Source organism: Roseateles sp. (assembly GCF_965262435.1).
Taxonomy (GTDB): domain Bacteria; phylum Pseudomonadota; class Gammaproteobacteria; order Burkholderiales; family Burkholderiaceae_C; genus Paucibacter_A.
In genome coordinates, this window is sequence record NZ_OZ253537.1 from 2835755 (window position 1) to 2859874 (window position 24120).

The following is a 24120-nucleotide window of genomic DNA, read 5'->3' on the forward strand; positions in this document are numbered from 1 at the left end:
CCATGACTGAAGCCCGGGCAGTCCCGCCGGCGCCGCGTGTCGGACCGGCCATTTCTCCCTCCGCGTCGGCCGCCCAGGCGGCGGGCGAGGATGCGGTGGTTGAAATCATCTCGCTCTACGCAGCGCAGAAGAAGATCTACCCACGCGCCGTGTCCGGCCTCTTCGCCAGCTGGCGTTGGGGCTTGGTCTGGTTCACGCAGATCTTGTTCTATGGTCTGCCCTGGCTGCTCTGGAACGACCGGCAGGCCGTGCTCTTCGAGCTCGCCAGCCGGCGCTTTTACATTTTTGGCTTGGTCCTGTACCCGCAGGATTTCATCTACTTGACCGGCCTGCTCTTGATCTCGGCCTATGCCTTGTTCCTGTTCACGGCCGTGGCTGGGCGCTTGTGGTGCGGCTATGCCTGCCCGCAGACGGTCTACACCGAGATCTTTCTCTGGATCGAACGCCAGTTCGAGGGTGACCGTCAGGCGCGCATGAAGCTCGACGCTTCGCCCTGGGGCTTGAACAAGCTCTGGCGCAAGGGCGGCAAGCAGGCGGTGTGGATCACCGTCGCTTTGTGGACCGGCTTCACTTTCGTCGGCTATTTCACGCCCATCAAATCGCTCTGGGCCGAGGCTTTCACGCTCAGCTTCGGTCCCTGGGAGTGGTTCTGGGTGCTGTTCTACGCATTTGCCACCTACGGCTTCGCCGGCTTCATGCGCGAGCAGGTCTGCAAGTACATGTGTCCCTATGCGCGCTTCCAGAGCGCCATGTTCGACAAGGACACGCTGATCATCAGCTACGACGCCGAGCGCGGCGAGCCGCGCGGTTCGCGCAGCAAGAAAGCCAGCGTGGATGAGGTCAAGGCTGCCGGCTTGGGTTCCTGCATCGATTGCACCCTGTGCGTGCAGGTCTGTCCGACGGGCATCGACATCCGCCAGGGCTTGCAGTACGAGTGCATCGGCTGTGCCGCCTGCATCGACGTTTGCGACGGCGTCATGGACAAGATGAACTACCCGCGTGGCCTGATCCGTTACGACACGCAAAACGGTCTCCAGCAGCACCTGAGCCCGGCGCAAAAGCTGCGCCGCATGTTCCGCCCGCGCGTGATCATCTACACCGTGGTCTTGTTCGTGCTGTGCACGGCCTTGCTGGCCAGCCTGCTGTTCTTGCGCAGCCCCGTCAAGCTCGATGTGGTGCGTGACCGCGGTGTGCTAGCACGCGTGGTGGAAGACGGTTATGTCGAGAACCTCTACCGTCTGCAGGTCATGAACGCGACCGAGCAGACCCATCGCTACCGTGTCACCGTCAGCGGCCTGGAGGGTATCCAGCTCGAGAAGGCGGTCGAGTTGAGCGTCGCACCGGCCGAGGCGCGCTGGCTGACCCTGTCGGTGCGCGTGCCGCCCGAGACGGCGGCACGTGCGGCCCAAGACCACAAGGGCTCGCATGGCATCGAGTTCCAGTTGCGCAGCCAGGATGGCGGCCAATCCGGCGCCACCGTGGTGCACGAGAAATCAACCTTTATCGTGCCGCGCTGAGCGCCGGCTCGCACACGCACAGTCAGGAGACATACCCATGAGCCAGAACCTGAATCTCGATGCCCAAGCCCCGCTGGACAAGCCGGCCGGCTGGTGGCGTACCCCCATGATGTGGCTGGTCGTTGGCGGGCCCGCGCTGGTGATCGTCGCCAGCTTTGTGACCCTGAGCCTGGCCATCAGCCATCCCGACCCGGTGCTGGAAGAGAAGGTGGTGGCCAACAAAGCCAGCGGCGCCAAGGCCTTGCTGCCGGCCCGTGAAGCACGCAACCACGCTGCCACCGGCGGGCAGTGAAATGGACAGCGCTGATCGCTCCGCGTCGGCCGTCCCCAAGCTCAGCAGCCGCTGGGCCATGGCCGTGGCCTGGCCATCGTTTTTCATGGCCGGGGTGATGGAGGTGCTGGTGTTTGCCGTCATCGATCCCAGTGATCTGACTTGGTTCGGCGCTGAGCGGCTGGACTGGTCGCGCCAGGCGGTCTACACCGTCAGCTTCATGATCTTCTGGCTGGTGATCAGCCTATCGGCCAGCGTCAGTGTGATGTTGGCGACCTTGCCGGATCTGCCCGAAGACGCCCATCCACGCGGTTGGCCGCGCTGAGCGCCGCGCCAGACCCAGTCGCCATGGCGCGCATGAAAAAAGGCCTTCGGAATTCCGAAGGCCTTTTTCTTGGAGGTAGTTCGTCTCAGCAGGTGCTGTTGTTGACCAGCTTTTGTAGGCCTGCTTGGTCGAGGATGCGCAGATGGCGCTGCTTCACTTCGAGCAGGCCTTCTTCCTGGAATTTGGAGAAAGTGCGGCTGACGGTTTCCAGCTTCAGGCCGAGATAGCTGCCAATTTCCTCGCGCGTCATGCGCAGCACCAGGGCGGCGGCGGAGAATCCGCGCGCCTGCAGGCGTTGGGTCAGGTTGAGCAGGAAGGCAGCCAGGCGCTCTTCCGCACGCATGCTGCCCAACAGCAGCATCACGCCGTGGTCGCGCACGATCTCGCGGCTCATGATCTTGTGGAACTGGCGCTGCAGGTCGGTGAACTCACGGGACAGCTCTTCAAGCTGTTCGAAGGGGATCACGCAGACTTGCGAGTCTTCCAGCGCGACGGCGTCGCAGCTGTGGCGGTCGGTGCTGATGCCGTCCAGGCCCAACAACTCACCGGCCATCTGGAAGCCGGTGACCTGGTCGCGCCCGTCTTCTGAGGACACGCAGGTTTTGAAGAAACCGGTGCGCACGGCGTAAAGCGACTGGAACTCGTCGCCGCTGCGGAACAAGGTGTCGCCGCGCGCCACGGTGCGGCGAGTCGCGACCAATTGGTCGAGCTGGTCCAGGTCACCGGAGGACAAGCCGACCGGCAGGCACAGCTCGCGCAAATTGCAGCTGGAGCAGGCGACTTTCAGGGGCTCGATCTTGATCGGGACGGTGACGTTCATCGTGTGCTTCTTCAGGGGTTCAGCCCGCTCGCTTGAGCCGGCTTGCGCTTGTGGGACTTCCAGATTCTTGACGGACATGAGCATGATGCACCTCAAAACTTGAGGCATTGTTGTTCCGTCAAAGCGCGCGGAGCTTGATCCTTGTCAAGTCGCGCGGCCAAAGCCTTGGCAAAGTGCTGGACATGGTACAGAACATTCAAGGCCGCGCGCGCCCGGCCCCCGAGACAAGCCTCCCCGCCGCTGCCTGCATCAGTGAGGAGTTGCTGCGCCGCTTCGATGTTTCCGGCCCGCGCTACACCTCGTATCCGACGGCCGACCGCTTTGTTGAGGCTTTCACGCTGGAGCAATACCAGCAGGCCCTGGCGCAGCGATCGGGCGGCTCCCAAATTGGAGGCAACACGCCGCTGTCGCTGTACATCCACATTCCGTTCTGCGAATCGGTCTGTTATTACTGCGCTTGCAACAAGGTGATCACCAAGCACCATGACCGTGCCACCGAATATCTGCAGGCTCTGGTCACGGAAATGGACCTGACCCTGGAGCATCTCGGTCGCGGCGCCGCGGTCTCGCAGCTGCACCTGGGCGGCGGTTCACCAACCTTTCTCAGCGATGCCGAGCTGAGCCAGCTGATGGCGGACTTGTTGGAGCGATTCCGTTTGGCGCCCGGTGCCGAGGTGTCCATCGAGGTCGATCCGCGCACCGTGACGAACGAGCGTCTGGCTCATTTGCGTCAGCTCGGCTTCAACCGCCTGAGCTTTGGTGTGCAGGATTTTGACCCCGAGGTTCAGAAGGCGGTGCATCGTCAGCAGAGCTACGAAAGTGTGGAGGCGCTGATGACGGCTGCGCGCACGCTGGGTTTCGAATCCACCAATGTGGATCTGATCTACGGCCTGCCGCTGCAGACGCCCGAGTCCTTTGCGCGCACCATCGCCCAAGTCGGTGCGCTCAAGCCGGACCGCATTGCCCTGTACGGCTACGCCCACCTGCCGCAGCGTTTCAAGCCGCAGCGGCGCATCAACGAGGCCGAGCTGCCGGTGGCGGGCGACAAGGTGACCATGCTGGCCGCGGCCATCAGCGGCTTCGAGCAGCATGGCTACAGCTATATCGGCATGGACCACTTTGCACTGGCCACAGATTCCTTGGCTGTGGCCAAGCGCCAGGGGCGGCTGCATCGCAATTTCCAGGGCTACAGCACCCAGCCTGATTGCGATTTGATTGCCCTCGGCGTGTCTGCCATCGGCCGGGTCGGCGCCAGCTACAGCCAAAACGCCAAGACCCTGGACGAGTACTACGACTCACTGCGCCAAGGGCAGTTGCCGATTCAACGCGGCCTGGCATTGACGCGCGACGACATCGTTCGCCGGGCGGTGATCATGGCGCTGATGTGCCAAGGGCGGCTGGAGTTTGAGTCGATCGAGCTGGCGCATCTCGTCGATTTCGAGAGCTACTTCCGGCCTGAGCTGGAACGCATGCGCGGCCTGGCCGAGCAGGGTCTGGTGACGCTGGAGCCCGGGGCCATTCAAGTGACCGCCATGGGCTGGTATTTCGTGCGCGCTGTTGCTATGGTGTTTGACCGATACCTGCAAGCCGACCGCAGCCGTGAGCGCTTCTCCCGCATCATCTGACCCCCATGCTTGACGCCAGCCTGGCCGCATCTGCCGCTTTGATGGGCCTGGCGGGCACGCCGCATTGCTTGGCCATGTGTGGCGCGACCTGCGCTGCGGCCGGCGGCCGTTCGCCCTTGTCGTTTCAACTCGGCCGTTTGCTGGGCTATGTGATCGCGGGTGCCGTGGCCGCGGCCAGCATGCAGTTGCTGGACCAGATGGGGCAAGCCACGGCCTTGTTGCGGCCGCTCTGGGTGCTGGTCCATGTGGCGGCTCTTCTCTTGGGCCTGTCCCTGCTGTGGCGTGGCCGCCAGCCGGCCTGGTTGGAGCGGGTGGGGCAGGATGTGGGGCGCCAGGTCGAAATCCCTGTCGCCGGCCTGCGTCGCGGTGGCCAGGCTTTGGCGGCGCCGGCGCGGGCAGGCTTGGCCGGCCTGGCCTGGGTGGCCTGGCCATGTGGTCTGCTGCAATCGGCGCTCTTGTTGGCGGCGCTGGCCTCTGGGCCGGCACAGGGCGGGGCGGTCATGGCCAGTTTCGCGCTGACCTCGGGTGCGGGCCTGGCCGTGGGGCCGTGGCTGTTGAGCCGGATGGGCCGCACGCCATTCGGTGTGGACGGCTTGCGGCTTTCGGTGCGTCTGGGCGGCTTCGGTCTGGCGGCCGCGTCGGGCTGGGCCCTGGGCCATGGGCTCTGGGCGCAGATTGCTGCGGCATGCAGTGTGCCGGTCTGAACCGGCTGGCCTGAAGCAAGCGCCGAAATGCCAAGACTTATATAAGACTTGAGTCCGCAGCGGGCGCCGCTGACTTAGAATCGGCGCCCTAATCGTTCCAACCCTTGGGCCTGATTGCTGGGCCGATCTGGATAGCATATGACCGCTTCGCACCCCACCATCATCTACACCTTGACCGACGAGGCGCCGCTGTTGGCGACCGCGTCCTTCTTGCCCATCGTGCGCGCCTTCACGGCGCCGGCAGGCGTGAACGTCGAGACCAGCGACATCTCCGTGGCGGGCCGCATTCTGGGCCAGTTCCCGGAGTTCCTGAGCGAGGCACAGCGTGTGCCTGACCATCTGGCCGCGCTGGGCAAGTTGACCCTGAAGCCCGAAGCCAACATCATCAAGCTGCCCAATATCAGCGCCTCGGTGGCGCAGCTGAAGGCCGCCATCAAGGAACTGCAGGGCAAGGGTTATGCGATTCCGGACTACCCGGAAAGCCCCAAGACCGACGAAGAGAAGGACATCCGCGCTCGCTACGGCAAGTGCACCGGCAGTGCCGTGAACCCGGTGCTGCGCGAGGGCAACTCGGACCGTCGCGCGCCCAAGGCGGTCAAGGAATACGCCCGCAAGAACCCGCATAGCATGGCCGACTGGAGCCAGGCCTCGCGTTCGCATGTCTCGCACATGCACAACGGCGACTTCTATCATGGCGAGAAGTCCATGACCCTGGACCGCGCCCGCAATGTCAAGATGGAGCTGATCACCAAGAGCGGCAAGACCATCGTCTTGAAGCCCAAGGTGGCGCTGCTGGACCGCGAAGTGGTCGACAGCATGTTCATGAGCAAGAAGGAACTGCTGGCCTTCTACGAGCGCGAGATCGAAGACGCGCACAAGACCGGCGTGATGTTCTCGCTGCACGTCAAGGCAACGATGATGAAGGTCTCGCACCCCATCGTTTTCGGCCACTGCGTGCGCATCTTTTATCGCGAAGCGTTCGAGAAGCACGGCAAGCTGTTCGATGAGCTGGGCATCAATGTCAACAACGGCATGGTGGACCTCTACAGCAAGATCGCCTCCTTGCCGCAAAGCAAGCAGGAGGAGATCAAACGTGATCTGCATGCCTGCCATGAGCACCGCCCCGAGCTGGCCATGGTGGATTCGGCCAAGGGCATCACCAACTTCCACTCGCCGAACGACATCATCGTCGACGCCTCGATGCCGGCCATGATCCGCAATGGCGGCAAGATGTGGGGTGCCGACGGCCGCCTGAAGGACGTCAAGGCCGTGATGCCGGAGTCGACTTTCGCCCGCATCTACCAGGAGATCATCAACTTCTGCAAATGGCATGGCGCCTTCGACCCCAAGACCATGGGCACCGTGCCCAATGTCGGCCTGATGGCCCAGCAAGCCGAGGAGTACGGCTCGCACGACAAGACCTTTGAGATCGCCGAAGACGGCGTCGCCAACATCACCGACCTGGATACCGGCGAAGTGCTGATGAGCCAGAACGTGGAGCAGGGCGACATCTGGCGCATGTGCCAGTGCAAGGACGCCGCCATCCGTGACTGGGTCAAGCTGGCCGTCAATCGCGCGCGCAACTCAGGCATGCCGGTGGTGTTCTGGCTGGACCAGTACCGTCCGCATGAGGCGCAACTGATCACCAAGGTCAAGATGTACCTGCACGAGCACAACACCTCGGGCCTGGACATCCAGATCATGAGCCAGGTGCGCGCCATGCGTTACACCCTGGAGCGTGTGATCCGCGGCCTCGACACCATCAGCGCCACAGGCAACATCCTGCGTGACTACCTGACCGATTTGTTCCCCATCATGGAGCTGGGCACCTCGGCCAAGATGTTGTCCATCGTGCCTTTGATGGCAGGCGGCGGCATGTATGAAACCGGTGCCGGCGGCTCGGCGCCCAAGCATGTGCAGCAGCTGGTGGAAGAAAACCATCTGCGCTGGGATTCGCTCGGCGAGTTCCTGGCCCTGGCCGTGAGCCTGGAGGACCTGGGTCTGAAGAACGGCAACGCCAAGGCCAAGCTGCTGGCCAAGACGCTGGACGCCGCCACGGGCCAGCTGCTGGACAACAACAAGAACCCCAGCCCCAAGACGGGCCAGCTGGACAACCGCGGCAGCCAGTTCTACCTGGCCTTGTACTGGGCCCAGGCCTTGGTTGCGCAGACCGAGGATGCCGAATTGGCAGCCAAGTTCGCTCCGCTGGCCAAGGCGCTGACCGAACAAGAAGGCACCATCGTGGCCGAGCTGGCGGCAGTGCAGGGCAAGCCGGCGGATATCGGTGGCTACTACATGCCTGATATGGCCAAGCTGGCCGAGGTGATGCGCCCGAGCGCGACCCTCAATGCGGCGCTTGCGGCCATCACGGCCTGATCCTTCGAGGGTCCACTGACAAAGCCGGCGCCTTGACGCCGGCTTTGTCTTTCATCCCGGTCCGGCGCGCGATTGCCGCTAGAATTTTTGGCTGCTTTCAGCGCGACGGCATCTCGTCCAATTCGGAGACATTCCCCCATGTACCAGCACATCCAGATCCCTGAGCAGGGTTCCAAAATCACGGTCAACGCCGACATGTCGCTCAATGTGCCGGACGAGCCCGTGGTTCCGTATATCGAGGGGGATGGCACCGGTCTGGACATCACGCCGGTCATGCTGAAGGTGGTGGACGCGGCGGTGGCCAAGGCCTATGGCGGCAAGAGGAAGATCCACTGGATGGAGGTCTTTGCCGGCGAGAAGGCGACTCGCGTCTATGGCCCCGACGTTTGGCTGCCGGCTGAAACCCTGGAAGTCTTGCGCGAGTACGTGGTGTCGATCAAGGGGCCTTTGACCACGCCTGTGGGCGGCGGCATCCGCTCGCTCAATGTGGCCCTGCGCCAAGAGCTCGATCTCTACGTCTGTCTGCGCCCGGTGCAGTACTTCAAGGGCGTGCCTTCGCCGCTGAAGGAGCCGGAAAAGACCAATATGGTGATCTTTCGCGAGAACTCCGAAGACATCTATGCAGGCATCGAGTACGAGGCCGAGAGCGACAAGGCCAAGAAGCTGATCAAGTTCTTGCAGGATGAGATGGGCGTCACCAAGATCCGTTTCCCGAACACCTCAGGCATCGGCATCAAGCCCGTGTCACGCGAAGGTACCGAGCGTCTGGTGCGCAAGGCCATCCAGTACGCGATCGACAACGACAAGCCCAGTGTCACCATCGTGCACAAGGGCAACATCATGAAGTACACCGAAGGCGGCTTCCGAGATTGGGCTTATGCGCTGGCGCAGAAGGAGTTCGGCGCCGAGCTGATCGACGGCGGCCCCTGGTGCCGTTTCACCAGCCCGAAGAGCGGCAAGCCCATCACCATCAAGGATTCGATCGCCGACGCCTTCTTGCAGCAGATCCTGCTGCGCCCCGCTGAGTATTCAGTGGTGGCCACGCTGAACCTCAACGGCGACTACATCTCTGACGCCTTGGCTGCTCAGGTGGGCGGCATCGGCATCGCGCCCGGCGCCAATATGTCGGATTCGGTGGCCTGTTTCGAGGCCACCCACGGCACGGCGCCCAAGTATGCCGGCAAGGACTATGTCAATCCGGGCAGCGAGATCCTCTCGGCCGAGATGATGTTGCGCCATATGGGCTGGACTGAAGCCGCCGACGTGATCATTCGTTCGCTGGAGGCCGCTATCGCCAGCAAGAAGGTCACCTATGACTTCGCGCGCCTGATGGACGGTGCGGTTCAAGTGTCATGCTCTGGCTTCGGTCAGGTCATGATCGACCAGATGTAAATCTGGCAGCGGGCTGCCCAGCCCGCCTGCGCCAAGAAAAAAAGGCCCGCAAATGCGGGCCTTTTTGCTTGAAGGCCGGCCAAGTTCGTGGCCGGTCTGTTTTCGACCGCACTCAGGCCGCTTCGCTGAACTCCATGGCGGGCTGTGCCGCGCCGTTGTCCAGCGGGGTGATGTTCTGCGCCAGCTGACCCTTGGGGCCTTGCACCAGCTCATAGCTCACCTTGCCGCCTTGTTGCAGGGTTCGAAAACCCTCCATCTGGATGGCCGAAAAATGGGCGAACACATCTTCGCCGCCCGCTTCCGGTTCAATAAAGCCAAAACCCTTGGCATCGTTGAACCACTTCACCGTTCCTATCGTCATAACGCCTCCGTCCCGGTGTCTGATGCACCGCGGCGGATTTTTGGGGGCGGGTGGCTGGCTGTCAATTCAGGGCCTGCCCTCATGGGGCAGACCCGGAGATGGCGGCAGCGCCGCAAAAAAGCTGTCTGAGTGCAGCCAATTCCAGTCTTGTAATCTCGGCCACAGGCGCAAGATGAATTCCTGTGTGCCAGCGGCTCTCGGTGGCACTCGATAGAATCAGCCCATGCCAGATTTCCCCAGTCAACCGCCGATGCCTCCCGGCCTGCCTCCAGGGCGGGAGGACGCTGACGGCACGACCACCGTTGAGCGCCTGACCCAGAAAACCGAGCCGCCGCGCCTGTACCAGGTGCTGCTGCTCAACGACGATTTCACGCCCATGGAATTCGTGGTCATGGTTTTGCAGGAATATTTCCGGCATGACCTGGATACGGCCACCCAGATCATGCTCAAAATCCACCACGATGGGCGTGGGGTCTGCGGCGTCTTCAGCAAGGACGTTGCAGCGACCAAGGTCGAATTGGTGCTGGCAGCCGCAAGGCGCGCCGGCCATCCTTTGCAGTGCATTATGGAGGCCGCATGATTGCGCAAGAGCTTGAAGTTAGCCTGCACATGGCGTTTGTCGAAGCACGCCAGCAGCGCCATGAGTTCATCACCGTCGAGCACTTGCTGATGGCCCTGTTGGACAACCCCTCCGCCGCCGAAGTGCTGCGCGCCTGCTCGGCCAATCTGGACGATCTGCGCAAGAGCCTGACGCAGTTCATCAAGGAGAACACGCCCACGGTGGGCGGCTCCGACGAGGTGGACACCCAGCCGACGCTTGGTTTCCAGCGCGTCATCCAGCGCGCCATCATGCATGTGCAGTCCACCGGCAGCGGCAAGAAGGAAGTGACCGGCGCCAATGTGCTGGTGGCGATCTTTGGCGAGAAGGATTCGCACGCCGTCTACTACCTGCACCAGCAGGGCGTGACCCGCCTGGACGTGGTCAATTTCATTGCCCACGGCATCAAGAAGTCAGATCCGCCGGAAGCGCCGGGCTCGGGCAAGGGCCAGGAAGGCAGTGCCGGCGCCGAGGCCGAGCGCGAGGAAGGCGAGGGCCAGGGCAAGGGCTCACCGCTGGAGCAGTTCACCCAGAACCTGAACCAGCTGGCCAAGGACGGCAAGATCGACCCGCTGATCGGGCGCGAGCATGAAGTCGAGCGTGTGGTGCAGGTGCTCTGCCGCCGCCGCAAGAACAACCCGCTGCTGGTGGGCGAAGCCGGCGTGGGCAAGACGGCCATCGCCGAGGGCCTGGCCTGGCGCATCACCGAGGGCGATGTGCCCGAGGTGCTGGCTGAGGCCGTGGTGTATTCGCTGGACATGGGCGCCTTGCTGGCTGGCACCAAGTACCGCGGTGACTTTGAACAACGCCTCAAGGCCGTGCTCAAGCAGCTGAAGGACCAGCCGCATGCCGTGCTCTTCATTGACGAAATCCACACCTTGATCGGTGCCGGTGCGGCCTCGGGCGGCACGCTGGACGCCAGCAATCTGCTCAAGCCGGCGCTCAGCTCCGGCGCGATGAAGTGCATTGGCGCCACCACCTTCAGCGAGTACCGTGGCATCTTCGAAAAAGACGCGGCGCTGAGCCGTCGCTTCCAGAAGGTCGATGTGGCTGAGCCTTCGGTCGAGCAGACCATCGAGATCCTCAAGGGCCTGAAGTCGCGCTTCGAAGAGCACCACAACGTCAAGTACGCCCTGGGTGCTCTGCAGGCGGCGGCCGAGCTGTCGGCCAAGTACATCAACGACCGCCATCTGCCTGACAAGGCCATCGATGTGATCGATGAGGCCGGTGCCGCCCAGCGCATTCTGCCCAAGAGCAAGCAGAAGAAGACCATCACGCGCAGCGAGGTGGAGGACATCGTGGCCAAGATCGCGCGCATCCCGCCCGCGTCCGTGTCCAGCGATGACCGCAGCAAGCTCAAGAGCCTGGATCGAGATCTCAACAGCGTGGTGTTCGGCCAGGAGCCGGCCATCGATGCCTTGGCTGCCGCCATCAAGATGGCACGCTCGGGCTTGGGCAAGCCGGACAAGCCGATCGGTTCCTTCCTGTTCAGCGGCCCCACCGGCGTGGGCAAGACCGAAGTGGCCAAGCAGCTCGCCTACATCCTGGGTATTGAGCTGATCCGCTTCGACATGTCCGAGTACATGGAGCGTCATGCGGTCAGCCGCTTGATCGGCGCGCCTCCGGGCTATGTCGGTTTCGACCAAGGCGGTCTGCTGACCGAAGCCGTGACGAAGAAGCCGCATGCGGTGCTGCTGCTCGACGAAATCGAGAAGGCGCACCCGGATGTCTTCAATGTCCTGCTGCAGGTCATGGACCATGGCTCGCTGACCGACAACAACGGGCGCAAGGCTGACTTCCGCAACATCATCATCATCATGACGACCAATGCGGGCGCCGAGGTGATGAACAAGAGCAGCATTGGCTTCATGAATTCGCGCCAGCAGGGCGATGAAATGGCTGACATCAAGCGCCTGTTCACGCCGGAGTTCCGCAACCGCCTGGATGCCATCGTGTCCTTCCGTGCGCTCGATGAGGAAATCATCATGCGCGTGGTCGACAAGTTCCTGCTGCAGCTGGAAAGCCAGTTGCAGGAGAAGAAGGTCGAGGTCACCTTCAGCGATGCGCTGCGCAAGCAGCTGGCCAAGAAGGGCTTCGACCCGCTTATGGGTGCTCGCCCCATGCAGCGCCTGATCCAGGACACGATCCGCCGCGCCTTGGCCGATGAGCTGCTGTTCGGTCGCCTCGTGGACGGTGGGCGCCTTGGCGTCGATGTGGATGAGGCCGGCGCGGTGCAGCTGGACATCCAGCCGCTCAGCAAGGTCAAGGACAACAAGCCCAAGGCGGAGCCCGCGACCGCCAGCTGATCGCTTTCTTCAGTGCTGCTAAGGCCCTGGGACGAACCGTCTCGGGGCCTTTTCTTTTTCCTTTGCTGTTTCAGGCGGCCGGATCCTGGTGGAAGAAGCCGGCCAGGAGGCGGTAGAGCGGCGCTTGTTCGGCGCGCAGGGCTTTCGGGGCGACGAAAAATGCCTCCACCGCCACGGCGAAAAACTCCTCCAGACTCTCGGCGCCATAGGGATCGATCAACGTCGCTTCACCGGCATCCACGCGTTGGCAGAAGGCCTGCCATTCGGCCTCGATCACGTCCAGCCACTGCTCGCGTGCGGCGAGGCTGGCCAGGGGCGGCACGCCGTCGGCCCAGCCATCTCGCATGTCGATCACGTGGGCGAACTCATGGATGACCACGTTGAAGATGCTGTCCCCGTGGTCCATGGCGGGGTCGGCCAGCGGCGACATGGCCTGCCAGCTCAGCATCAAGGGCCCGCCTTCCATGGCCTCGCCGGCCAGTTCTTCGTCAAAGGCATGGACCACGCCGTCTTCGTCCATCACCTCGCGCCGAGCCAGCACTTCGTCCTCGTGCATGACGATGCCGACAAAGCCGTCGTACCAATCCAGCCCTAGGCGCAGCACCGGTAGGCAGGCTTGCGCCGCGACGGCCAGAGCGACTTCATCGCGCACTTCAAAACCAGCCGCGCCGTGAAACTCCTTGCGGTCGAGAAAGAGCGAGCACAGACGACGCAGCTCGATCAGGTCTTCTTCAGAGCGCTCGGCCAGGAAGGGGTAGCGCAGCAGCGTCAGCTGCCAAAGGGGCTCTGGGATGGCCAGGCGTTGAACCGTGAGCCGATCGCGACGCCGCGTCCAGGCCTCACGGAGCCCCTGCAGGCGGCGCAGCCAGTTCAGCATCAAGCCAGTTCAATGCGGCGCAGGCCGGCGTGGCGCAGGCGCAGCACATCGCCTCGGGGCTGTTGTGCGTCTTCAAAGTCCCAGTCCGACAGCACATGGCGGCGCAGTCCTGGTGCCAATTCATGACGCGCCGGCCGGTGGGTGTGGCCGTGGATCAGGTCGCTGCAGCCCGAGGCTTTAAGCCAGTTCTGGCAGGCGGCGGGGTCGAGGTCGACGTATTCGGTCTGTCCGGCCTGGCCTGCTTTGCTTGCATCGCGCATCTGGCGGGCCAGGGCGCGGCGCTGCTCGAGAGGGCGGGCCAGGAAGGCCGCCTGCCATGCAGAGCTGCGCACCTGGGCCCGGAAAGCCTGATAGGGCTTGTCGTCCAGGCACAAGGCGTCTCCGTGGCTGAGCAGCCAGCGTTGCCCGAATGCGTTGAGCACGGTGGGGTCGGCCAGGCCTTGCATGCCGCAAGCGGCCAGCATGTCCGGGCCGACGAGAAAATCGCGGTTGCCGGCCATGAAGTAAAGGGTGTGGCGCTGGCTGGCGGCGTGCAGCAGTTCCACGCAAGAGGCTTCGAAGTCCTGGTGCCGGGCGTCGTCACCGATCCAGACTTCAAAGATATCGCCGAGCAGAAACACCGCCTCGGCGCTAGTTTCTTGCAGATGCGCGGCCAGGGCGGCCAGTGTGGCCGGCGTATCCGGCGAAAGGTGCAGGTCGGACAGAAAGTCCAGCCGGCGCCACTCGGCGGGCACGCTCAGCTCGGCAAACTCGGGCAGGGCAGGGGTGGTGTCACCGGCTGCTCCTGCCATGGTGCTCGTCTCAGGCTGCAACTTCGACGGCGCGTTCGATCACCACGTTTTCCAGCGGCACATCGTCATGGAAGCCCGAGCGGCCGGTCTTGACCTTTTCGATGGCGTCCACGACTTCCTTGCCTTCGATCACGCGACCGAACACGGCATAGCCCCAGCCCGATGGGGTCTCGGACTTGAAGTTCAGGAAGCCGTTGTTGGTGGTGTTGATGAAGAACTGGCTCGAGGCCGAGTGCGGCGCATTGGTGCGTGCCATGGCCAGGGTGTAGTGATCGTTCTTGAGGCCGTTGTTGGCTTCGTTTTGGATCTCGCCCGTGGTCGGCTTTTGCTTCATGCCGACTTCAAAACCGCCGCCCTGGACCATGAAGCCCTTGATCACGCGGTGGAACACGGTGCCGTTGTAATGGCCGCTGTTCACATAGGACAGGAAGTTGGCAACCGAGATCGGCGCCTTGGCGTCGTCGAGTTCGACGCGGATCAGGCCGTGGTTGGTGTGCAGTTCAACGATCTTGCTCATTTCTTGGGCTCCACAAGGGCTTTGGTGATGGTGATGGGGTTTTGCGGAAGGTTTTGGTGCGGGCCTTGGGCCGTGGTCGGCGTGGTGCGGATCTTGTCGACCACGTCCATGCCTTCGAGCACGAGGCCGAAGACGGCATAACCATTGCCGTCTCGCGAGTTGTCCGCATCCAGGAAGGCGTTGTCCACCGTGTTGATGAAGAACTGCGATGTGGCCGAATTCGGGTCATTGGTGCGGGCCATGGCCAGGGTGCCGCGCAGGTTCTTCAGGCCGTTGCGCGACTCCAGCGGAATCGGCGGTTTGGTCGGGCGCTGCTGCATGTCTTTGGTGAAGCCGCCGCCCTGGATCATGAAGTTCTCGATGACGCGGTGGAAGATCAGGCCGTTGTAATGGCCGGCCTTCACGTACTGCACGAAATTGGCCACGGTCTTGGGCGCCTTGTCGGCATCGAGCCCGATGCGGATGTCACCTTCGCTGGTGCTCAGGCGTACGAACACGGTCGGATTGATCTGCGCAGTGGCTGCTGCTGATGCGGCCAGGGGTGCCTGTGCCTCGGCGCCACAAACAGCCAGGGCCGCCAGCGAGAACAGGGCCAGTCTTCGGCCCAAGGATTGAATCGTTTTCGTTTGCATGGCTTTCATTCCTCCAGGATGTGGGGCAATTCTCGGTGGTGCTTGCTTGAGGCTCGGCGCCGTCGTGAAAACCGCTGGCTTGTCACTGCGGGCGGCGCGAGGCCTCTTGCAGCAAATCATGGGTTCGCTTGAGCTTGAGCGCCAGGGTGGTGGATGGCGCCGCCAGGGCCTGCTGGGCCCTCTGGTAAGCCCGCAAGGCCTGGCGCAGCAAGACGTCGCCCAGGTTCTCCTGAGCCTGCGCGTGATTGGGTTGCAGGCGCAGGGCTTGTTCCAGTTCGTTGCGGGCGCGGTCAAGGTCGCCCTGGCTGGCGTGGATGACGGCCAGGTTGTTGTAGGGGTCGGCCAGGTCGGGGAAGTCTTCGGTCAGCTGGATGAAGATCTGCTGCGCGCTGCCCTGTTCACCCAGCTCCATGCGCATCACGCCCAGGGCAAAACGCAGCTTCAACTCATCCGGGGTCTGCTTCAGAGCGGCTTCCAAGGTGGCCACCGCCTGCGGCCGTTGGCCAGCCAGCCACTGCCTTTGGGCAATGTCGAGCTCGCTGGCATGGGCCAGAGGCAGACCGAACAGATGGAACAGCAGGGCGGCGAGTGCCAGACGGAGCGTCGCGGGAAAGCGAGCCTTTGCTGGCCGGCTGGCGCTGCGTTGCGGACGAATTGACGGGTGTTGGAGGGGCATTGAGGGCGGGTTTGGGCTGGTTGCGGGGTAAGTGCCAAGGCCTGGCCGCAAAACCCTGCCGGTATACTGAAGCTCATTCTACGGCGCCCGCCTCAAGTCGTCCGGCCGGCCTTCGACGCAGTGTGCGCATCGCTTGGAGCCGAACCGGCTCGCAGCGCATGCATCCAAGCGCAGCGCGGGCAGGCCAGCCGAATTCAAGTTCCCGGCGGTTCGGCGCGTACATCCTGGTTCAAGCACCCATGTCTCTTCGCATTTACAACACGCTGACCCGCTCGGTCCAGCCTTTCGCCCCTATCGAACCCGGTCATGTGCGCATGTATGTCTGCGGCATGACGATTTACGACCTCTGCCATGTGGGCCACGCTCGCATGATGATGGCCTTCGATGTGGTGCAGCGCTGGCTCAAGGCCTCGGGCTACCGCGTGACCTATGTGCGCAACATCACCGACATCGAGGACAAGATCATCAAGCGCGCGGTCGAGCGCGGCATCAGCATCCGCGAGCTGACCGACGAGATGATCGCCGCCATGCACCGCGACATCGGCGCCCTCGGCGTCGAGCGTCCTACCCATGAGCCGCGCGCCACCGATTACGTCGGCCAGATGCTGGATTTGATCGGCACGCTTGAGAACAAGGGCTTGGCCTACCGCGCCAGCAATGGCGATGTGAACTACGCCGTGCGCAAATTCCCTGGCTACGGCAAGCTCAGCGGCAAGTCGCTGGACGATTTGCGCGCGGGCGAGCGCGTGGCCGTGGACGATGGCAAGCTCGACGCCCTGGACTTTGTGCTGTGGAAGTCCGCCAAGGAGAGCGAGCCCGAGGACGCCAAATGGGCCAGCAGCTACGGCGCCGGCCGCCCGGGCTGGCATATCGAATGCTCGGCCATGGCCTGCGCTTTGCTGGGTGAGCGCTTTGACATCCACGGCGGTGGCATGGACCTGCAGTTCCCGCACCATGAGAACGAGATCGCCCAGAGCGAGGGTGCGCTGGGCCATGCTTTCGTCAACGTCTGGATGCACAACGGCTTCTTGAACGTGGACAACGAGAAGATGTCCAAGAGTCTGGGCAACTTCTTCACCATCCAGGACGTGCTCAAGACTTACGACGGCGAAACCCTGCGCTACTTCATGCTGCGCACCCATTACCGCAGCCCCTTCAATTTCAGCGATGCCAATCTGGACGACGCGCGCGCCGCACTGCGCCGCCTCTACACGGCGCTCGATGGTTTGGACGTGCCGGAACTGGCTGAGTTGGACTGGAGCGAGCCGCGCGCGGCTGCCTTCCGCGCCGCCATGGACGACGACTTCAACACGCCGGGCGCCCTAGCCGTGTTGTTTGAGTTGGCCAGCGAAGTCAACCGCTCGCGCTCGCTGGCTGATGCCGCCTTGCTGAAAAAGCTGGCCAGCACCTTGGGCTTCTTGCAGCAGCCGCCGCGCCAGTATCTGCAGGCCGGTGCCGGTCTGGATGAAGTTGCCATCCAGGCTCAGATCGAGGCTCGCGCCGCTGCCAAGGCCGCGCGCGACTTCGCCGGCGCCGATCGAATTCGCGCCGAACTCCTGGCTGCAGGCATCGTCCTGCAGGATTCCGCCGCTGGTACCAGCTGGTCGCGGGCCTGAGCGTGGTGCGCTCCAATCCGGCCGGGGTGACCCCGGACTACTGGGATGAGGCTTGCCGCCATCTGGTCAAGCGCGACCGGGTGCTCAAGAAGCTGATCCCTCAGTTTGGCGAGGCGCGCCTGCAGAGTCGCGCCGATGCATTCACGACCTTGGCTCGCTCCATCATCGGTCAGCAGATCTCGGCCAAGTCGGCGCAGGCCACCTGGGAGAAGTTTGTTGCACTGCTGCCCGGCAATGCCGCGAAGATCCAGCCCGCGGCCTTGTTGGCCCAGGCGCCGGAGGGCTTGAGGGTGGCCGGGCTTTCGGCTCGAAAGGTCGACTATCTGCGCGACCTGGCTCAGCATTTCGAAGACGGCCAGGTCCATGTCAAGCAATGGACGCAGATGGACGACGAAGCCATCATCGACGAGCTGGTGGCCATTCGCGGCATCGGTCGTTGGACGGCCGAGATGTTCCTGATCTTCCATCTGACGCGGCCCAATGTGCTGCCGCTGGACGATCCGCGCTTGATCAAGGGCATCAGCGATTTGTACTTTTCCGGCGAGCCGGTGTCGCGGGCGGAAGCGCGCGAGCTGGGCGACGCCTGGGCGCCTTACCGCTCGGTAGCCACATGGTACATTTGGCGCAGCCTCGATCCGGCCCCGGTGCAGCCCTGATTCGCCAGCCCTCTGGCCTGCCTTAAAATGGTGGCTTGAGTCGTCTTCGGACCCTCCTCACTGACACGAAATCGCAGGATGAGCAAAAAACATTTTCTCGAGTTCGAGCAGCCTATCGCTGAGCTGGAAACCAAGATCGAAGAGCTGCGCTATGTGCAAAGCGAATCGGCGGTGGACATCTCCGAAGAGATTGATCGGCTCTCCAAGAAAAGTCAGCAGCTGACCAAGGACGTCTACGCCAGCGTCGAGCCCTGGCAGGTCTACCAGATCGCCCGGCATCCGCAGCGCCCCCAGACCCTGGACTACTGCGCCGAGGTCTTCACCGAATTCCAGGAACTGCACGGCGATCGTCATTTCGCTGATGACGCTGCCATCGTCGGCGGTTTGGCTCGCTTCAACGGCCAGGCCTGCATGGTCATCGGCCATCAGCGTGGCGCCGATTCGAAAGAGCGCGCACTGCGCAACTTCGGCATGCCGCGCCCCGAGGGCTATCGCAAGGCCTTGCGCCTGATGAAGCTGGCCGAGAAGTTCGGCCTGCCGGTCTTCACCATGATCGACACCATGGGCGCCTACCCTGGCATCGGTGCTGAGGAGCGTGGTCAATCGGAAGCGATCGGACGCAACATCTTCGAGATGGCGCAGCTGGAAGTGCCCATCATCGCCACTGTGATCGGTGAAGGTGGCTCGGGCGGCGCCCTGGCCATCGGCGTGGCCGACCAGGTGCTGATGCTGCAGTTCTCGGCCTATTCGGTGATTTCGCCGGAAGGTTGCGCCTCCATTTTGTGGAAGTCTTCGGAGCGCGCTCCGGAGGCTGCCAGTGCCCTGGGCATCACCGCCCACCGCCTCAAGGCCATGGGCCTGATCGACAAGATCGTCAATGAGCCGGTCGGTGGCGCCCATCGCGACAACAAGCAGATGGCATCCAACCTCAAGCGCGCCCTCAGCGACGCCCTGCGCCAGGTCAGCGACCTCAAGCCCAAGGAACTGCTGGATCGTCGCTATGAGCGCCTGCAGGCCTATGGCCGCTTCGGCGACACCAAGAGCCGCTGATTCGTCGGCGGATCTCAAATTCCGGGCCCCGTGGGGCCCGTTTTTCATGGGCGATCTGTGGTTGTGCTGAATCCCGAACTGAATGCCGATCTGTCCGCGCCCCGGCGCGTGGCTGTGGCATTCAGCGGAGGCCGTGATTCGACGGCCTTGCTCCACTGTGTTGCCCTCCAGGCCCAGGCACTCAATCGAACGATCGATGCACGTGTTCAGGTGCTGGCCTTGCATGTCCATCACGGCCTGAGCTCGCAAGCTGATGCCTGGCTGCAGCACGGCCAAACGCTGTGCCGAGATTGGGCGGCGCAAGGTCTGCCGGTCGAGTTCCATCACCGGCGCTTGGCAGGCCAGCCCGCTGCGGCGCAGAGCATCGAAGCCTGGGCGCGCGAAGGGCGCTACGCCGCCTTGGCCGAGATGGCGCTGGAGGCGGGTTCCAAGCTCATCCTCTTGGCCCACCATAGGCGTGATCAGGCCGAAACCCTGCTGCTGCAAGCTCTGCGCGGTGGCGGCGTTGCTGGGCTGGCTGGCATGCCGCGCTTGCAGGAGCGAGCGGGGCACACCGGCCTGGTTTGGGCGCGGCCCTGGCTGCAGTTGGGACGAGAGGCCATCGAGGCTTATGTGGAGGCTCAGGGCTTGCCCCATGTCGAGGACGACAGCAACAGCGACCCGCGCTACAGCCGCAACCGCCTGCGTTTGCAGATCTGGCCGGCGCTGGCCGACGCCTTTCCGGCGGCGGAGCGCAGCTTGGCCCTGGGTGCGCATTGGGCCCAGCAAGCGCTGGCCCTGCAGCGCGAAATGGCCGAGCAAGACTTGCCGGCTTTGCTGAGTCAGCAAGGCCTGCATCTGCCGGCTTTGCAGGCTTTGAGCCCCGCGCGCGCCAGCAATGCCTTGCGTGCCTGGCTGCATCAGCAGACGGGGCAGGCCGCTTCAGCGCACCTGGTCACCGAGGTCTTGGCGCGCGAGGACTGGGGATCAACACTCAGCTGGCCTTGCGGCCCTGGCGTCTTGCATCTCTACCGCCAGCATCTGAGCTGGCAGGCGGCCCTTGAGGTGGGTGCTCCGATGGGTGAGGCGAGGCTGCTCGATTTGAGCCGACCGGGTGTCTACCCTCAGCCCGATTGGGGTGGCGCCTGGGAGGTCGTAGCCGTGAGTGAGGGTGGCGTGCTGCCGGAAAGTCTCGCCGCTGTCTGCATGCGGGCCCGGCAGGGCGGCGAACAGTTTCAGCGTCAGCCTCGTGGCGTGGCGCGCAGCCTCAAGAAGGCTTATCAGAGTGCGGCGCTGCCGGCCTGGCATCGAGAGGGGCCCTTGTTGCTGCAAGCCGCAAGGCAGCAGGTGCTGTTCGCGCCAGGCCTCGGCCTTGATGCGCGCCATTGGGCTCCGCCGGGCGCGTCGCAGCTGGCGGTGCGCTGGCTTCGTCTGGGTGAGAGTGAGCCTGCATTGGATGCGTAAGCCTCGGCCCGCAGGCCCGGGGGAGGGCGTCATATTGCTGCAATGCAGCAGCTAGAATCTTTGGCTGCGACCGCGGCGCACCCCACCCGACCGGGAATTTTCCTATTCCGCGCGTGACGAACGAACCCTTATGGCCTTGATTGTTCACAAGTACGGCGGCACCTCGATGGGGTCGACCGAGCGCATCCGCAATGTCGCCAAACGAGTCGCCAAATGGGCCCGCGCCGGGCATCAGATGGTGGTCGTGCCCTCGGCAATGAGCGGTGAAACCAACCGTCTTCTGGGCCTGGCCAAAGAACTGGCCCCAGCGGGCAGCAGCGCCGCGCTGAACCGTGAACTGGACATGATTGCCTCGACTGGCGAACAGGTCTCGGTAGGCCTCTTGGCCATCGCCTTGCAGGCCGAAGGCCTGGAGTCGGTCAGCTACACCGGCTGGCAAGTGCCCGTGGCCACCGATTCGTCCTACACCAAGGCACGCATCGAAAGCATCGACGACACCCGCGTGCGCGCCGACCTGGCCGCCGGCAAGGTGGTCGTGATCGCCGGTTTCCAGGGCATCGACGAGCACAAGAACATCACGACCCTGGGTCGTGGCGGTTCGGACACTTCGGCGGTGGCGATTGCCGCGGCCATGAAGGCCGACGAATGCCTGATTTACACCGATGTGGACGGCGTCTACACCACCGACCCGCGCATCGTGCCGGAGGCCCGCCGCCTGCACACCATCAGCTTCGAAGAGATGCTGGAGATGGCCTCGCTGGGCTCCAAGATTCTGCAAATCCGCTCGGTCGAGTTCGCGGGCAAGTACCGCGTGCCGCTGCGCGTGCTGTCCAGCTTCACGCCCTGGGATATCGATATCAACGAGGAAGCCAAGTCCGGCACCCTGATCAGTTTTGAAGAGGACGAGAAAATGGAACAAGCCGTCGTGTCGGGCATTGCCTTCAACCGTGACGAAGCCAAGGTGACCCTGCTGGGTGTGCCGGACAAGCCCGGCATCGCCTTCCAGATCCTGGGCCCGGTGGCCGATGCCAATATCGACATCGACGTCATCATCCAGAACGTCTCCCACGACGGCAAGACCGACTTCAGCTTCACCGTGCCGCGCAACGATTACGCCCGCACGCTGGAACTGTTGGAGACCAAGGTCGGCCCCGCCACCAATGCCTCCAAGGTGGTTGGCGATCCGCGCATTTGCAAGGTCAGCATCGTCGGCATCGGCATGCGCTCGCATGTCGGCGTGGCCTCCAAGATGTTCCGCGCGCTGAGCGAAGAGGGCATCAACATCCAGATGATTTCCACCAGCGAGATCAAGACTTCGGTCGTGATCGACGAGAAGTACATGGAGCTGGCCGTGCGCGCGCTGCACAAGGCTTTCGATCTGGACCAAGACGAAAAATCTTGAAGAAGTTCTTGCGAAGCCTGAAATTCTTCGTATAGAATGCAAGGCTACGCTGGAGTCGTGACCGAGTGGCCGAAGGTGCTCCCCTGCTAAGGGAGTATGTGGGCAAAACCTGCATCGAGAGTTCGAATCTCTCCGACTCCGCCAGCTGAAGTTGGCAGACTGAAAAGTCGAAAACAGACGCTGCAAAAATGCGAAACCCCTGATGAGCGAAAGCTGATCAGGGGTTTTTGCTTTCTGGGCTCGCCATGGCTGCGGGCTTTGATGGGGGCAATAAAGCCCGGCCACCTTGCGGCTGCGGGTTGCCGCCCAACTAACGGTTTACGAAGACGCGGCTGCCGCAGCACCGAGTTATCTCCTTCGGTCCTGAGGCTTTGGGTCTGTGGGCTTCCGACACAGCGCGCTTGCCGCGCTTCAAGCCGTGCCGCGCCGGACGGTCAAAAGCAGGAGTAAGCAGGGTACCCTGCGTCGCCGCTTGCTGGGTGGGGTACTTCAGTGGGACAGGCGGTTGCTTATAAGATTCATTTTAAATATTGCTTTTAAGCGCGGATGGCGGGACAATAGATGCATTCTGAATGCAACTTATCGGAGGTCCCGTATGAACATCGACTCCACCCACTGTGCCGTGCCGGCCGTGCCCCCTGTCATTGATGTGCGTCTGATTCCCCCCGCGCAGCGCCATGGCCTGATCGTTCAGCACTTCGAAAGCTTGCCGATCGGGGCTTGGTTCGAATTGCACGCCGACCATGAACCTCTGCCCTTGAAGCAGCAGTTCCAGTCCTTGTGGCCGGGTCAGTTCGATTGGGAGGTAGTGGAGGCCGGTCCGACGCAATGGCGTCTTCGTATCGGTCGGCGCCCGGCGGCTCAAAGTTGCTGCGGCTGCTGCAGTGGCGCCCGCTGAGCGAAGCGGCAGGAGGAGAGCAGGATGGGCACTGTGTTCGTTCAGTTGCAGGAGCCGCCTCGGCGGCACCGGTCCGGCCAGGGGTTGGCGCTCTGGGATCTGGGCTTTCGGCCGTTTTATCTGTTGGCTGCCTTGCTGGCCATGCTGTCCGTGCCTTTGTGGGCGCTGCAATTCAGCGGCTTGCTGGCCAGTGGAGGTCTGCGCGGTTCAGCCTGGCATGCCCATGAGATGGTGTTCGGCTATGCCCTGGCCATCGTGATCGGCTTTCTGTTCACGGCCGGTCGAAACTGGTCGGGGCGGGCCACGCCGACGGGCCGCCGCTTGATGGCGCTGGCGGCGCTCTGGGTGCTCGCCCGCGTGCTGGTGCTGACGCCTTGGCTGTGGGCCTCGCTGGCGGTCAATGTGGCCGTGCCTTGGCTGGCGGCTTGGGGTTTGTGGCGGGCCCTGCACGCAGGTGGCAACCGGCGGAATTACTTCTTTGTCGGCCTGCTGCTGGCCTTGGGCTTGGCAACCGCTGCTTTGCATCTCGAGCAGTTGGGCCTGTGGGCCGCGCTTCAGTTGCCGTCGGCACCGTTTCAAGGCCTGGGCTTGCCCTTGGCGCTCGATCTGCTCTTGTTCATGATTGCCGTCATGGCCGGCCGAGTGCTGCCCATGTTCTCCAACAATGGTGTGCCTGGCATGAACGCGCGCCGTGAGCCTCGCCTGGAGCGCGTCGCACTGGCGGCGCTGCTGCTGCTGGCCGCCTGTGACGCACTGGGCTTGAGCGGCCCGGTGATGCTTCTGGCGCTGCTGCTGTCTTTGCTTGCGCACAGCCTGCGCTTCGCGCTCTGGCAGCCTTGGAAGACCCTGGGCAACCCTTTGGTCTGGGTGCTTCACGCGGCCTACGCTTGGCTCTTGCTGCACCTCGCTTTGCGTGCAGCGGCGGCCCTGGGTTGGCTGCCCGCGGCCTCTGCGACCCATGCCCTGACGGTGGGTCTGATCGGACTGATGACCCTGGGCATGATCACGCGCACCGCCCTCGGGCACACCGGTCGGCCGCTGAAAGCTGGGCCGGTGGAGACGACGGCCTACCTGGCCTTGCTTGCGGCCGCTGTGCTGCGGGTATTTCTGCCACTGCTGCTGCCGGCGGCCTTGCTATGGGCAGTCCGGCTGTCTGCCCTGTGCTGGACATTGGCATTTGCCCTGTATTTGTGGCGTTATGGTCCCATGCTGCTGCGGCCCAGGGTTGATGGGTTGCCAGGATGAGAACATGGCTCCGTTCATGAAA

23 protein-coding genes and 1 tRNA gene are annotated in these 24120 nt (G+C 63.3%); 17 read left to right on the forward strand and 7 right to left on the reverse strand.

The annotated features are described in order from the left end of the window. Window positions 1-2 precede the first annotated feature (2 nt). Genes ccoG through ACQY39_RS12165 form a run of 3 tightly spaced genes read left to right on the forward strand, consistent with a single transcriptional unit; the run spans window position 3 to window position 2113 of the window. Window positions 3-1517 (forward strand): cytochrome c oxidase accessory protein CcoG, encoded by a 1515-nt coding sequence (ccoG, locus tag ACQY39_RS12155; RefSeq protein ID WP_428506544.1) that lies wholly within the window; start codon window positions 3-5, stop codon window positions 1515-1517. Window positions 1518-1554: 37 nt separating this feature from the next. Further along, complete coding sequence (locus tag ACQY39_RS12160; RefSeq protein ID WP_428506546.1) at window positions 1555-1809, forward strand: hypothetical protein; 255 nt, start codon at window positions 1555-1557, stop codon at window positions 1807-1809. Window position 1810: 1 nt separating this feature from the next. Then, entirely contained in the window at window positions 1811-2113 is a 303-nt protein-coding gene (locus ACQY39_RS12165; RefSeq protein WP_428506548.1) for a hypothetical protein, read from the forward strand. An 85-nt stretch (window positions 2114-2198) separates the two neighbouring features. Here ACQY39_RS12165 and fnr read toward each other — a convergent pair whose 3' ends face one another. Beyond that, window positions 2199-2933 carry a fumarate/nitrate reduction transcriptional regulator Fnr gene (fnr, locus tag ACQY39_RS12170; protein ID WP_428506550.1) on the reverse strand — a complete coding sequence of 245 codons (735 nt, stop codon included), beginning with the start codon at window positions 2931-2933 and terminating at the stop codon, window positions 2199-2201. Between the two features lie 182 nt (window positions 2934-3115). Here fnr and hemN point away from each other — a divergent pair, with 182 nt between their 5' ends. From hemN to icd, 4 genes are all read left to right on the forward strand, one after another. Next, window positions 3116-4558 carry an oxygen-independent coproporphyrinogen III oxidase gene (gene hemN / locus ACQY39_RS12175; RefSeq protein ID WP_428506552.1) on the forward strand — a complete coding sequence of 481 codons (1443 nt, stop codon included), beginning with the start codon at window positions 3116-3118 and terminating at the stop codon, window positions 4556-4558. Window positions 4559-4563: 5 nt separating this feature from the next. Next, a complete protein-coding gene (locus ACQY39_RS12180; protein WP_428506554.1) occupies window positions 4564-5262 on the forward strand; it encodes a sulfite exporter TauE/SafE family protein in 699 nt (232 codons plus the stop codon). A 138-nt stretch (window positions 5263-5400) separates the two neighbouring features. Then, window positions 5401-7638, forward strand: coding sequence for an NADP-dependent isocitrate dehydrogenase (locus tag ACQY39_RS12185; protein WP_428506556.1), 2238 nt, complete (start codon window positions 5401-5403; stop codon window positions 7636-7638). Window positions 7639-7776: 138 nt separating this feature from the next. Further along, entirely contained in the window at window positions 7777-9030 is a 1254-nt protein-coding gene (icd, locus tag ACQY39_RS12190; RefSeq protein WP_428506558.1) for an NADP-dependent isocitrate dehydrogenase, read from the forward strand. A 112-nt stretch (window positions 9031-9142) separates the two neighbouring features. On the opposite strand, the gene ACQY39_RS12195 is transcribed toward icd, so the two are convergent. Next, on the reverse strand, window positions 9143-9391 hold the full coding sequence (locus tag ACQY39_RS12195; protein ID WP_428506560.1) for a cold-shock protein: 249 nt from the start codon (window positions 9389-9391) through the stop codon (window positions 9143-9145). Window positions 9392-9614: 223 nt separating this feature from the next. Between ACQY39_RS12195 and clpS the strand changes: the two genes are divergently transcribed. Together clpS and clpA are read left to right on the forward strand one after the other, a co-directional pair. Further along, the gene (gene clpS / locus ACQY39_RS12200) at window positions 9615-9971 is read left to right on the forward strand and encodes an ATP-dependent Clp protease adapter ClpS (RefSeq protein WP_171825978.1); all 357 of its coding nucleotides are present in this window, start codon (window positions 9615-9617) and stop codon (window positions 9969-9971) included. Beyond that, on the forward strand, window positions 9968-12295 hold the full coding sequence (gene clpA / locus ACQY39_RS12205; protein WP_428506562.1) for an ATP-dependent Clp protease ATP-binding subunit ClpA: 2328 nt from the start codon (window positions 9968-9970) through the stop codon (window positions 12293-12295). The genes clpS and clpA overlap by 4 nt, the downstream gene beginning before the upstream one ends. 70 nt (window positions 12296-12365) lie before the next feature. Here the strand turns inward: clpA and ACQY39_RS12210 are convergent, their stop codons facing one another. From ACQY39_RS12210 to ACQY39_RS12230, 5 genes are all read right to left on the reverse strand, one after another. Next, window positions 12366-13172, reverse strand: a complete 807-nt coding sequence (locus tag ACQY39_RS12210) for a zinc-dependent peptidase (protein ID WP_428506564.1) — start codon at window positions 13170-13172, stop codon at window positions 12366-12368. Then, on the reverse strand, window positions 13172-13963 hold the full coding sequence (locus ACQY39_RS12215; RefSeq protein ID WP_428506566.1) for a UDP-2,3-diacylglucosamine diphosphatase: 792 nt from the start codon (window positions 13961-13963) through the stop codon (window positions 13172-13174). The genes ACQY39_RS12210 and ACQY39_RS12215 overlap by 1 nt, the downstream gene beginning before the upstream one ends. A 10-nt stretch (window positions 13964-13973) precedes the next feature. Continuing rightward, window positions 13974-14480 carry a peptidylprolyl isomerase gene (locus ACQY39_RS12220; RefSeq protein WP_428506568.1) on the reverse strand — a complete coding sequence of 169 codons (507 nt, stop codon included), beginning with the start codon at window positions 14478-14480 and terminating at the stop codon, window positions 13974-13976. Continuing rightward, entirely contained in the window at window positions 14477-15112 is a 636-nt protein-coding gene (locus tag ACQY39_RS12225) for a peptidylprolyl isomerase (protein ID WP_428506570.1), read from the reverse strand. Before ACQY39_RS12225 ends, ACQY39_RS12220 begins: the two co-directional genes overlap by 4 nt. A gap of 82 nt (window positions 15113-15194) precedes the next feature. Next, complete coding sequence (locus ACQY39_RS12230) at window positions 15195-15788, reverse strand: tetratricopeptide repeat protein (RefSeq protein WP_428506572.1); 594 nt, start codon at window positions 15786-15788, stop codon at window positions 15195-15197. Window positions 15789-16027: 239 nt separating this feature from the next. Between ACQY39_RS12230 and cysS the strand changes: the two genes are divergently transcribed. The 8 genes from cysS (at window position 16028) to ACQY39_RS12270 (ending at window position 24098) form a co-directional block, all read left to right on the forward strand. Beyond that, the gene (gene cysS, locus ACQY39_RS12235) at window positions 16028-17404 is read left to right on the forward strand and encodes a cysteine--tRNA ligase (protein WP_428506574.1); all 1377 of its coding nucleotides are present in this window, start codon (window positions 16028-16030) and stop codon (window positions 17402-17404) included. A 2-nt stretch (window positions 17405-17406) separates the two neighbouring features. Further along, a complete protein-coding gene (locus ACQY39_RS12240; protein ID WP_263519291.1) occupies window positions 17407-18060 on the forward strand; it encodes a DNA-3-methyladenine glycosylase family protein in 654 nt (217 codons plus the stop codon). A 78-nt stretch (window positions 18061-18138) separates the two neighbouring features. Then, window positions 18139-19110, forward strand: a complete 972-nt coding sequence (locus tag ACQY39_RS12245) for an acetyl-CoA carboxylase carboxyltransferase subunit alpha (RefSeq protein WP_263562660.1) — start codon at window positions 18139-18141, stop codon at window positions 19108-19110. A gap of 63 nt (window positions 19111-19173) precedes the next feature. Beyond that, window positions 19174-20553 carry a tRNA lysidine(34) synthetase TilS gene (gene tilS, locus ACQY39_RS12250; protein ID WP_428506577.1) on the forward strand — a complete coding sequence of 460 codons (1380 nt, stop codon included), beginning with the start codon at window positions 19174-19176 and terminating at the stop codon, window positions 20551-20553. 130 nt (window positions 20554-20683) lie between these two features. Then, on the forward strand, window positions 20684-21955 hold the full coding sequence (locus ACQY39_RS12255; RefSeq protein WP_263562658.1) for an aspartate kinase: 1272 nt from the start codon (window positions 20684-20686) through the stop codon (window positions 21953-21955). 51 nt (window positions 21956-22006) lie between these two features. Next, window positions 22007-22099, forward strand: a tRNA-Ser gene (locus ACQY39_RS12260). Window positions 22100-22550: 451 nt separating this feature from the next. Continuing rightward, complete coding sequence (locus ACQY39_RS12265) at window positions 22551-22853, forward strand: DUF2249 domain-containing protein (protein ID WP_428506579.1); 303 nt, start codon at window positions 22551-22553, stop codon at window positions 22851-22853. A gap of 24 nt (window positions 22854-22877) precedes the next feature. Beyond that, a complete protein-coding gene (locus ACQY39_RS12270) occupies window positions 22878-24098 on the forward strand; it encodes an NnrS family protein (protein WP_428506581.1) in 1221 nt (406 codons plus the stop codon). The last annotated feature ends 22 nt before the right edge of the window (window positions 24099-24120 follow it).